This window comes from Chamaesiphon polymorphus CCALA 037 (assembly GCF_003003845.1).
GTDB classification, from domain to species: domain Bacteria; phylum Cyanobacteriota; class Cyanobacteriia; order Cyanobacteriales; family Chamaesiphonaceae; genus Chamaesiphon; species Chamaesiphon polymorphus.
In genome coordinates, this window is record NZ_PVWO01000188.1 from 1 (window position 1) to 10,185 (window position 10,185).

At 45.0% G+C, this 10,185-nt stretch carries 12 protein-coding genes and 1 pseudogene; 11 read left to right on the top strand and 2 right to left on the bottom strand.

From position 1 onward, the window contains the following. Window positions 1-210: 210 nt before the first annotated feature. Window positions 211-969, top strand: a complete 759-nt coding sequence (locus C7B77_RS15080) for a pantothenate kinase (RefSeq protein WP_106306283.1) — start codon at window positions 211-213, stop codon at window positions 967-969. A 5-nt stretch (window positions 970-974) separates the two neighbouring features. Then, complete coding sequence (locus C7B77_RS15085; protein WP_106306286.1) at window positions 975-1,721, top strand: DUF416 family protein; 747 nt, start codon at window positions 975-977, stop codon at window positions 1,719-1,721. Between the two features lie 23 nt (window positions 1,722-1,744). On the opposite strand, the gene C7B77_RS15090 is transcribed toward C7B77_RS15085, so the two are convergent. Then, window positions 1,745-2,596, bottom strand: a complete 852-nt coding sequence (locus C7B77_RS15090) for an alpha/beta fold hydrolase (RefSeq protein WP_106306289.1) — start codon at window positions 2,594-2,596, stop codon at window positions 1,745-1,747. Between the two features lie 405 nt (window positions 2,597-3,001). On the opposite strand from C7B77_RS15090, the gene C7B77_RS30035 reads away from it, so the two are divergent. After that, complete coding sequence (locus tag C7B77_RS30035) at window positions 3,002-3,175, top strand: hypothetical protein (protein ID WP_015157954.1); 174 nt, start codon at window positions 3,002-3,004, stop codon at window positions 3,173-3,175. A 123-nt stretch (window positions 3,176-3,298) separates the two neighbouring features. Here the strand turns inward: C7B77_RS30035 and argH are convergent, their stop codons facing one another. Further along, window positions 3,299-4,684, bottom strand: coding sequence for an argininosuccinate lyase (gene argH, locus C7B77_RS15095; protein ID WP_106306292.1), 1,386 nt, complete (start codon window positions 4,682-4,684; stop codon window positions 3,299-3,301). Window positions 4,685-4,879: 195 nt separating this feature from the next. Between argH and C7B77_RS15100 the strand changes: the two genes are divergently transcribed. The 8 genes and pseudogenes from C7B77_RS15100 to C7B77_RS15135 form a co-directional block, all read left to right on the top strand. Continuing rightward, complete coding sequence (locus C7B77_RS15100; protein ID WP_146138339.1) at window positions 4,880-5,416, top strand: hypothetical protein; 537 nt, start codon at window positions 4,880-4,882, stop codon at window positions 5,414-5,416. Window positions 5,417-5,602: 186 nt separating this feature from the next. Continuing rightward, window positions 5,603-6,793 (top strand): GNAT family N-acetyltransferase, encoded by a 1,191-nt coding sequence (locus tag C7B77_RS15105; protein WP_106306298.1) that lies wholly within the window; start codon window positions 5,603-5,605, stop codon window positions 6,791-6,793. 199 nt (window positions 6,794-6,992) lie between these two features. After that, window positions 6,993-7,205: an NAD(P)H-quinone oxidoreductase subunit L gene (gene ndhL, locus C7B77_RS15110; protein WP_015157958.1), complete on the top strand. Its 213-nt coding sequence runs from the start codon at window positions 6,993-6,995 to the stop codon at window positions 7,203-7,205. Window positions 7,206-7,215: 10 nt separating this feature from the next. Continuing rightward, the gene (locus tag C7B77_RS15115; RefSeq protein ID WP_106306302.1) at window positions 7,216-7,521 is read left to right on the top strand and encodes a DUF3007 family protein; all 306 of its coding nucleotides are present in this window, start codon (window positions 7,216-7,218) and stop codon (window positions 7,519-7,521) included. A gap of 148 nt (window positions 7,522-7,669) precedes the next feature. Next, window positions 7,670-8,464 (top strand): tryptophan synthase subunit alpha, encoded by a 795-nt coding sequence (gene trpA, locus C7B77_RS15120; protein WP_106306305.1) that lies wholly within the window; start codon window positions 7,670-7,672, stop codon window positions 8,462-8,464. 200 nt (window positions 8,465-8,664) lie between these two features. Continuing rightward, complete coding sequence (locus C7B77_RS15125; protein WP_106306308.1) at window positions 8,665-9,033, top strand: hypothetical protein; 369 nt, start codon at window positions 8,665-8,667, stop codon at window positions 9,031-9,033. A 324-nt stretch (window positions 9,034-9,357) separates the two neighbouring features. Then, window positions 9,358-9,837 (top strand): QcrA and Rieske domain-containing protein, encoded by a 480-nt coding sequence (locus C7B77_RS15130; RefSeq protein ID WP_106306310.1) that lies wholly within the window; start codon window positions 9,358-9,360, stop codon window positions 9,835-9,837. Between the two features lie 168 nt (window positions 9,838-10,005). Next, window positions 10,006-10,185 (top strand): annotated as a pseudogene (locus C7B77_RS15135) (cation diffusion facilitator family transporter); the annotation flags it as partial.

The following is a 10,185-nucleotide window of genomic DNA, read 5'->3' on the forward strand; positions in this document are numbered from 1 at the left end:
CCGGAGGGGTGCCCGAAGGGCGGGGTGGGTTAGATCTCCACTCCGCACCAACCATCTCCCAACTGCTCCGCCTTTAAAAATCACCCAGGGTAAAGTAGTTCGGTGGTATCGGTGATATTCGATCGAAGTTAGCAGGTGCCAGTGAAGATCTACCCACCCCGCCTTTCAGGCACCCCTCGGAGGAGGGGATTTTTTGAGAGATTAGTTAGTGTGGAGGCTATTATTGACAATATCCAAATTGGATTAGCGATCGGGAATTCGCGCTATCATTGGGCTTGGTTTTTAAATACCAAACTTCAATCTAGTTGGGATACCGAATATCTCACACCAGACCGATCGATCGAGTCATTTCCAGTCGATTTTCAAGTACTAATTAAAGAAACTCAAGTTCGGGTAGATACCATTCCGATCTATCTAGTTTCTGTCGTCCCCAGTCAAACAGAAATCTGGCAAAGATTACCACAAACTCAAATAATTACTTTGGCAGATATTCCCTTACAAAATCTCTATCCGACACTCGGAATCGATCGAGCATTAGCAGCCTTTGGCGCGGGTGAAGTTTATGGTTATCCAGTATTAGTAATCGATGGCGGGACGGCATTAACGATTACAGGTATCGACGATCGACGTAATTTTAGCGGCGGCGCAATTTTGCCAGGATTGAGATTGCAAATTCGCTCTCTATATTCGGGTACTGCTGCATTACCAGAAATAACATTGCCCCAACAATTACCGCCCCGCTGGAGCGACAATACACAAGGAGCGATCTCTAGTGGAATTTTACATACAATTAGCGCGGGAATTAGGGATTTTATTCGAGATTGGCGAAAATTATTTCCAGAAAGTCAAATAGTTTTTACTGGTGGCGATGGCGAACTTTTAGTTACATATTTACAGTTAGATTCGATCGCTCTTATCCCATTTAATAGATATTTACTGTTTTATGGACTAGCATCTATTTTGTATTAGTGATTATGAACTTAACAGCACAACAGATAATAGACCAAGAGGGTCATCTAAAAGGATTCTTTCCATTTGTAGAAATAGCTATCGATTTGAAACAATTACCATTCGATTTTCAAATAGCTTTTTTTGCATCCTGCTATGAGCGAGCACTTCCGATATATATGCTTGTCAATGGACGTGTAGGCTGGGGTGATATATCCATTCTTCGCTCTGTCGGAGATGATTTATGGAAAATTGCAGGTGGGATGCAGATTCAAGAGGAAACTATCAAAAATATAATTTGCAAAGTAGCCGAAATATTTATTGAAGATGATGAGAGCGATAATGAAGATGATGAGAGCGATAATTATTATGCAGAAAGCCGTGATGGGGTAATATACGTCCTGATTATTGAAGAATTTTCGAGATTTATAATACAAATATTGAATTATATCGAGCGAGATACTCCTGAAAATTATTTACAAATTTTTATAAACTTACTTTATATTATGCGTGAATATTTCTCCACTCATTTTCCTAATATAGATCCAGAATGGGAATTTAAAAAATCAGGGCGTAAACAAAGAATGATAGAGTTAAATACAGCAGAGATGCAAGCTGAGATATGCAAAGAATTGGAAGATCTCGACTTTCTTGAAAAAACACCTAAACTCACGCCTGAAATACTAGCAACTTTCAGAGCTAATGCTGCTTGTGCTCCCGGAATGAGTATCTTGGGTTCTCTTGATGAGGTTAGATCTAATTTAGAATGGTGAGTTGCTAATCTACTTAAAAATACTCACCACAATTCGACTTCTTCTCGATCGACTTGAGCCTGAATCCGATCGATAAATTGTTCGATTTCCTTAGCAATATAGGGCATTGATTCTTCTGGAAAACTAAAATCTGATGACTTAATTAATTTATACTCAGATTTCTTGACTGCACGGGCACAAGCTTGACTTTGCTCGACGATCGATCGATCGTCGGCGTCGCTTTGTAAAACTAATAATGGTGGTCGAAATTGAGCTAATCGATCGGCAACTAATTCGCGACGAATTTTGGTAGTCGATCGCTGAAAGAATAACTTACATGTAGTTGGATACTTCTTAAAAAAACTCCAGTAAGCTTGTCTTTTTGCTAACGGATCGACATCATCGCCGATCGATGTCATGACTTGTAAGCCATTTAGCCAGAGCGTAAATAGCCAAGGTTGGGAAAGCAAAAATTTCGTCGGACGACCGTATTGTTGCCAGTTAGGAAGTGTATATCCTTCTGGGGAAATTGCCACTACGCCGCGTACTAAATTGGGATGTTTTAATGTATAACTCAAGGCAATCCAGGCACCGAGCGAGTGTCCGATTAAATACACCGGACGATGCAGCTTCAGTGCAGTCAAAAACTCGTGGAGGGAATCGACTTCTAACTCGATCGAATCTGGTACCCGATTGGCAATCGAATTACCATATCCGAGCAAGTCTACAGCAAAACAATGGAACTTCGGGGCTAGTTGCTCGATAATTCGCTCCCATTGATGATTATCGTGCCAGCTACCATGCAAAAATATCAGTACGGGGAGATCGAGATCGCCTGCTTCACGCCAGAAGATTTGGCCTGCTGAGAGCTTAATGTGAGAACTGTGGTAGAGCATAGGGGCTAAATACTAGGGGTTGGGAGTTGGGAGTTGGGAGTTGCCGACGCTTTAGCAAAACCTTGTAGCCAGACAAGACAGGGAATGAGAAACAGGAAAAATTTGGGATGTTATAACAAATCTCTACAAACTCCCAACTCCCAACTCCCAACAACCCTCTAACAATTATTAACTAGCGACTAGTGTTACCTACATTCATAAGCGATCTACTAGCAATTTTGGTGCGCGATCGCTTATGATAAGATTTGCTGAAGCTACGTCCGGTCGGATTAACCTCTGACAGTTAGGTTCGATCGAATATTTTATTTTATTGAGACGGCTCAGGATTTTTAGCACAGCCATGACAGCTCCAATCCCGATTGGGTTGGCAAATGTTACTTATCGTTTATTTTTACAGAGGCAAATATGGCAAAACGCCGCAACCTGAAGAAGGAAAAGGCGGAGCGTAATCAAGCATACGCTCGTAAGTTTAGAAAACGCCCCACTGGCGGTCGGATGTTCAAATCCAGATTCCGTCCTCAATCTAATGGTACTTCGGCTGAGGAAGATAACGAAGATACCTCCGCAGCAGCAACCTAGATTAGAGAGTAGAGGGTGGCGGGTAGCGGATGAAATCGCGCCGAGGTTTCCTCGGCGTGCGTTTCACCAAGCAGAGAGTAGGGAAGATATTAACTTCCATACCGTAATTATCCACCACCGCTCCTACTCACCAATTTGAATTTTGGCACGCTCGATCGCTTGACGAACTCGATCGAATCCAGTTCCACCATAACTATTTCGCGCTGCTACTACTTGCTTGGGATCGATCGCTGCATAGATATCCTCGGCAAATGCTGGATGTAGCTGTTGCCATTCAACTAGGCTCAGATCCTTGAGTAGTTTGTTTTGGCTCAAACAAGTTTTAACCACCTTACCGACGAGATTGTAAGCTTCGCGGAAGGGCACACCTTTAGTTGCCAGATAATCGGCGACATCTGTGGCATTGGCAAAATCAGATGCTACGGCTTCAGCCAAGCGTGCGGGACGAAATTCGATCCCTTCTTGGATTAGGATGGTCATCGCTTCCAGGCAAGCTTGGACGGTATTGACGGCATCGAATAAAGCTTCTTTATCTTCTTGCAAGTCCTTATTATAGGCTAGAGGCAATCCCTTCATCATCACCAGCATCGCTTGAAGATGCCCGAACACGCGTCCGGTTTTGCCGCGTACTAATTCTGGCACGTCAGGGTTCTTCTTTTGAGGCATGATACTCGAACCCGTGGCACAACGATCGGTCAAGCTGACAAAGCGAAATTCTTCCGACGCCCAGATAATGACTTCCTCAGCCAAACGGCTTAAATGTACCATAATCAGACTGGCAGCACCGAGAAACTCGATCGCAAAATCTCGATCGCTCACGCCGTCCAAACTATTCCCGTAAATATCATCGAAACCGAGTAACTCCGCTGCATAGGCTCGATCGATCGGAAATGTGGTTCCCGCCAGCGCGCCGCAGCCTAACGGCGAGATATTCGTCCGCTTGTAGACATCTCCCAGCCGTTCCCAGTCCCGTTGAGCCATCTGAAAATAGGCCAGCAGATGATGAGCCAAACTTAACGGTTGCGCGCGTTGAAGGTGCGTATAACCAGGAATGAGCGTCTCGACATGTTCCTGCGCCAGCGTCAGTAGTACCTGTTGAAAGTCTCGCAACTGAGATCGGATTTGCTCGATGCGATCGCGCAAGTATAGCCTAGTATCGGTACCGACTTGATCGTTACGCGATCGAGCCGTGTGTAGTTTTTTGCCAACGTCACCGACGATCTCCGTCAGCCGCCGCTCGACGGCAAAGTGGACATCTTCAGCATCGACGCCGGGATGAAAATTACCCGCTCGATATTCGGCGCGGATTTGTTCTAAGCCAGCAACTAACTTCTCCCCCTCAGTCGCGCTGATAATACCCGTCTGCGCCAGCATCCGAGCGTGAGCGCAAGAACCAGTCAAATCGTATTCGATCAACTCCAGATCGAAGCCAATGCTAGCGTTAAATTTTGCGATCGCTGGATGTAGTGTACCTTCAAAGCGATCGCTCCAAGTCTGTGGTCGATCCATACAAGAACAGGGGCAAAAGCTCCTGAATTAAGGGTTGGGGAATATTCGCAATAGCCAAACTTCAGCCATGTGCCGTTGGATGGCTAGCATGTGGCTCAAGTTGCTATTCAGTATTCCACGCTATCATGTGAATGTCATGTCCATCAAAAACTTTTGAATGTCATGTCCATCAAAAACTTTACTCAAACATCGATTATGTCTACTCAACAAACCAAGGTAAAAGCTACCAGTGTATTAACTATTTTGTGTCTGAGTGCTGCGTTGGCCATCACTAGTTGCGGTCAAAAAGCAACTGAAACTACCACTACTAGCACTACTACCGAAGCCACCACCAAGCCTGACGCAACCACTCCAACTACTGGTGCCACCACTGCTCCTGGTACTAGCACTAGTACTACTACCACCACTCCTGCTGCTGGTGCAGGCGCAGCACTAACCGCAGCCGAAAAAACCCAGTTGACTCCAGTCAAAACTGCATTGGTCATGGCAAATACTGCAATTAAAGGTGGAGATGTTGCCAAAGCTAAAACTCAGTTTACTAAGTTTACCAGCCTCTGGCCTACCGTAGAGCCGATCGTCAAAGCTAAAGCTGGTGCTAACTACGAACCGATCGCCAGCGGCATCAAAACAGTTACAACTGCCATGAGTGCTGCAACTCCCGACAAAACCAAAGCGGCAGAAGGTCTCAACCAAGCGATTACTGCTATGAACGCCTTACTCGCCAAAAAATAGACCGCATCTAAAGATCGATATTTAATGTTCGGTAGTCCCAACTTTGCTCGCTCACACTCCCTGCAAAGGGTCGCCACTGAACGTAACTGACATCTACATCAAAATTTCCCAACACCGCCTTTGAGATCCCAATCTAGTCAGAGATGTTATAGTAGTAGCAACCTCTAGGTTGACACAGGATATATAATGGCTGCGACAAATGGATCTAAACATCAGACGATAGTTCGTCCGTTGCAATATCGAGATATTGACGCGATTGCTAGCTTATGTCAACAAGCAACTATCCCCGACCCAGGAGTAAAGGCTCAGATCGAGCAACTGCTCAAACAGATGAATCGGTGGTACGCGCCGTTTCAATTTCTCAATGCGATTCCAACCCCCAATTTTACCGATCGCGCTTTGCTAGTTGCCGAGCACGAACAACAGTTGCGCGGTGTAATTAGCGTCTCTCCCTTCAATCGGACGCGCAGTACTTGGCATGTCGAGTGGGTATCGCTGGTTAATGGCTCCTCTCGCTCGCAAGATCTTCAAGCTGGAAACCCAGTAGAAATTACAGGCAAAAATGATATTGGCTCTCAATTACTCCGCTATTGCTTCGAGCACATCGTCGATGCCAGCACTTGGGTACTAGAAGTAGATGTCAACGATAATTCGGCCTTAGCTTTATATCGCCAAAATGGATTCCAACCGCTGGCACACCTCACTTACTGGGAAATTGCGCCCGAATTACTTAAAGAACTAGCGCAACGCGAACCAGATCTCCCCAACCGGCTTCCCGTCCGCAATACCGACGCGCAACTGATCTATCAGTTAGACACAGTGTCGATGCCACCCTTGCTGCGGCAAGTATTCGATCGTCAAATCCACGACTTCAAAAATAACCTCGTCCAAACGATGGTGGGTAAAGTCAAAGAATGGTTCCAACAAAAGCAATCATTCAGTAACTACGTCTTTGAAACCCAACGCAAAGCGGCGATCGGTTATTATCGATTGTCATTAAACTCCGATCGTCAAATCTCGATCGCCGAAAACAGTCAACCGCATCAAGCCGAATTAACCGTCCATCCAGCTTATACTTGGCTCTATCCAGAGTTAATGGCTCAATTGGCGAGATCTTGCCAATATGTACCATCCCAACCGCTGCAATTAGTCTCCGCTGACTACCAACCCGAACGCGAAGAATACTTCCAACAAATCGGTGCGGTACGAGTCAAGCACAGCCTGTTGATGTCGCGTTCTGTCTGGCACAAGCTCCGCGAAGCCAAACATCTGTCTTTGGAAAATCTCCAAATTGCCGAGATGCTCCAAAGTCTCCAACCCTCTCGTCAGCCACTCCCGAACCGAATTGAGAAAAACGATCCTGAAGATCTTTCTTAGTTGGCCAGACAAGATAGTTTAAATAAAATAGTGCTTAGTGTAGAACCATGGTCTACACTAAGCACTATTCTGTAGGTATCGATCGAAGATGCGAGCTAAGTCAATTCCTGTGGCTGGATTCGATCGAGTCGCAAAGTGGGCACCTCGAAACTGATACAATAGATATTGACGATCGGATACCTAACCTTAAGAGCAAACTATGATAGTTGCACTACTGTACTTAATTTTGAGTGGGACTTACCTATTAGTACTCCCAGGCGCACTGTATCTGTACCTCCAGAATCGATGGTACGTAGCCAGCTCGATCGAGCGACTATTAATGTACTTTTTAGTATTTTTCTTGTTCCCTGGCATGATTTTACTCTCGCCATTTCTCAATCTTCGTCCCAAACGCCGAGAAATTGAGGCTTAGATTTTAGCTGATGCGTAGAATTGATGTCTTTGTCATTGGATTTGTAGTATTTGCGATCGGCGGTGCTGGCTATCTCGTTCTGAAATTCGCTGGATTAGACAGCATCGATGCGGGAATTTGGAGTCAATTATTACTCGTTGGCATCATTTTGGCTTGGTTGGGTAGCTACATATTCCGAGTAGCTACAAAAAATATGACCTATACCCAGCAGCTTAAAGACTACGAAGAAGCCGTACTCCAAAAACGCCTAGAAGAACTCACCCCCGAAGAATTAGCCAAGCTCCAAGCCGAAATCGAGCAAGAACGGGGTGATTAGGTTTTAGGCTTTAGGCTTTAGGCTTTAGGCTTTAGTTAGAGGGTAGCCGCTGGATCGTTTTGGAACTGCGTTCCAATTTTACCCATCCACCCATCCACCCATCTACCCATCCACTCATCCACTCATCCACCCATACCCCCCAAATTTAATGCTCTCCGTTTCTAGTTGTTTTCAGTCTTTACGCGATCGCGGCCAATGCGCTTTAATTCCGTTTATTACTGCTGGCGATCCGGACTTAACAACTACGGCTGAAGCTCTCAAAACCTTAGATGCTGCTGGTGCGGATCTCATCGAGCTAGGCGTGCCTTATTCCGATCCGTTAGCCGATGGCCCTGTAATTCAGGCTGCGGCTACTCGCGCATTGGCAAAAGGAGTCAAGCTCAATGATGTCATCCAAATGGTGGCGCAGGTGAGTCCGCAGATTAAAGCACCGATTATTCTGTTTACTTATTACAATCCCATCCTCAATTTGGGAATTCGCGAGTTTTTAGGCCAGATTGCCGCTGCTGGCGTCAAAGGTTTGGTGGTACCAGATTTACCGTTAGAAGAAGCCGAAGAACTATTGGTACCTGCGGCAGAAATCGGCATCGAAGTTATCTTGCTAGTTGCGCCAACTAGCTCTCAGGAGCGGATCGTGGCGATCGCGGCTAAGTCGCAAGGGTTTATTTATTTAGTCAGCGTCACTGGGGTAACTGGAGTGCGATCGGGATTGGAAGATCGGGTGGGAGATATTCTTACCAATCTTCGCAGCGTTACCGATAAACCGATCGCGATTGGCTTTGGCATCTCGGCTCCAGAACACGCTCAACAAGTCCGAAAATGGGGCGCAGACGGGGTAATTGTCGGGAGTGCGATGGTAAAACGTTTGGCCGAAGGAACCCCTGTAGAGGGACTACAATCGATCGATCGATTCTGTCAGAGTCTCAAAGCAGCAATTGGTTAATAATTGAGAATTGAGAATTGAGAATTGATAACTGTTGCGTGTGCTCTGAATGTCCGGCGTCGTCGGGGTTCCATTCTTCGACTCATTGCCCATTACCCATTACTCATTCTTGTACTTATATTACGGATCGATCGAACCGAGCGGTATCGCTTTAATAAAGTTCGGTAAAATAAAGAAACAGCAGATGTAGGTAGGCAAACATGCTCGAACTAAGTAGTATCGCCGAATTTTCTCGGTGTCATTGTATTGGAATTTGTGCGTTTTTAGTTCCGACTAATTTAGGTTTGGCTATTGCCACGCTGTTATTTACAGCATTGAATCGATCGCCACGGACAATCTATAAAACTATCGGTTTGGGAATTCTACCAGCGATCGTCTTACTATTACACGTTTTTACTTGGTGGTCGATCGGCGTAGTGATGTTGCCGACATTTATTTTACCAATGCTGGCTAGTACCTGTTTGGCGATCTATGCTTATGCGTTGCTCAAGCCAGCACACATGCGGAATTTATTGCTGACGATCTCCAAAATTTCGATCGCTAAATATCAACAATTACTCGCTAATTAACTATCTTTACAGCCAAAGTTTATCGACTAAATTTTGGCTTTACCATTTTAAAACGATCGCTATATGCGGCTAAATTTAGAGAAATAGGCAACATTTGTCGTTCCAAATCGAGTTAGGAACCTATTCAAAATCGAGATCGGTCTGTTGAGAAAGAGTAGCATTAATCTAATATTTAAGCTAAACATTATCGATCGCGAACCGATTGTAGCTGCATAGTTATTTCGGATTATGCAGATTAAATTCAACCGAAGTAAAAATTGCTAAGATAAGAGCGATGAGCTATTGTCTCTCGTTAATATTTGCAGCGATCGATGCCTAAAAATTATGATTAAACGTCGTTCCTTTCTTGGCTACTTTAGTATCGGTTGGTTGAGTGCTTGTTTCCCGGTAGTATTGGCGGCATGTGCGCCAAAGCAATCTACTACTGAAGCAACAGACTCTAACTCTACTTCAGCTCCAGCTTCAGATGATAAACAGGCTGCTAAACCAGCCGCTAAGAAAACAGCAGATGGATTTACAGTAGTGGGTTCTGTTGCCCAACTAGAGCAAGCTGGCTATTTACAAACAAAACAATTGGCAGTGGTTAAGGATCCTGCTAATCCCAAAAAATTACTAGCTGTCAATCCTAAATGTACCCATCAAGGGTGTGATGTCAAGTGGATGGCCGGAGAGAAAAAATATGAATGCCCGTGTCACAATGCCGAGTATGCGGCTGATGGCAAAGTTCTCAAAGGGCCTGCTACAAAATCTTTAGCTAAGTATCCTACGAAAATTGTCGGCACGCAAGTGTTGGTGAAAGTTTAGCCAATTAGTCAGTGTGAGTCGGCAGCTAGGGATCTCGAACTAGATGCCGACAATAAGTAATGTGTGAAATTGCGCGAACGGGCATAGCCCACGCTTTGCGAAAGATTCACCCCGGTCGCGGTTGTAATTAGCAGTGGATGGTTAACCTAAATCTAGAATAGTAAACTAATGAGTTTTAAAACTGCGCGACCGTATACATTTTTGTCGATCGGGGCTGCGCTGATGACGATCGGGTTAAAAACTGGAGCCTATTTTTTAACGGGTTCGGTGGGACTATTATCTGATGCGTTAGAATCTGGAATCAATTTGGTGGCTGCGCTGGCAGCATTTTGGGCATTATCTTTTGCC

Coding starts and splice junctions, on each gene's coding strand:
- C7B77_RS15085 (WP_106306286.1), top strand. CDS start 975: ATGAACTTAACAGCACAACAGATAATAGACCAAGAGGGTCATCTAAAA.
- C7B77_RS15090 (WP_106306289.1), bottom strand. CDS start 2,596: ATGCTCTACCACAGTTCTCACATTAAGCTCTCAGCAGGCCAAATCTTC.
- C7B77_RS30035 (WP_015157954.1), top strand. CDS start 3,002: ATGGCAAAACGCCGCAACCTGAAGAAGGAAAAGGCGGAGCGTAATCAA.
- argH (WP_106306292.1), bottom strand. CDS start 4,684: ATGGATCGACCACAGACTTGGAGCGATCGCTTTGAAGGTACACTACAT.
- C7B77_RS15100 (WP_146138339.1), top strand. CDS start 4,880: ATGTCTACTCAACAAACCAAGGTAAAAGCTACCAGTGTATTAACTATT.
- C7B77_RS15105 (WP_106306298.1), top strand. CDS start 5,603: ATGGCTGCGACAAATGGATCTAAACATCAGACGATAGTTCGTCCGTTG.
- ndhL (WP_015157958.1), top strand. CDS start 6,993: ATGATAGTTGCACTACTGTACTTAATTTTGAGTGGGACTTACCTATTA.
- C7B77_RS15115 (WP_106306302.1), top strand. CDS start 7,216: ATGCGTAGAATTGATGTCTTTGTCATTGGATTTGTAGTATTTGCGATC.
- trpA (WP_106306305.1), top strand. CDS start 7,670: ATGCTCTCCGTTTCTAGTTGTTTTCAGTCTTTACGCGATCGCGGCCAA.
- C7B77_RS15125 (WP_106306308.1), top strand. CDS start 8,665: ATGCTCGAACTAAGTAGTATCGCCGAATTTTCTCGGTGTCATTGTATT.
- C7B77_RS15130 (WP_106306310.1), top strand. CDS start 9,358: ATGATTAAACGTCGTTCCTTTCTTGGCTACTTTAGTATCGGTTGGTTG.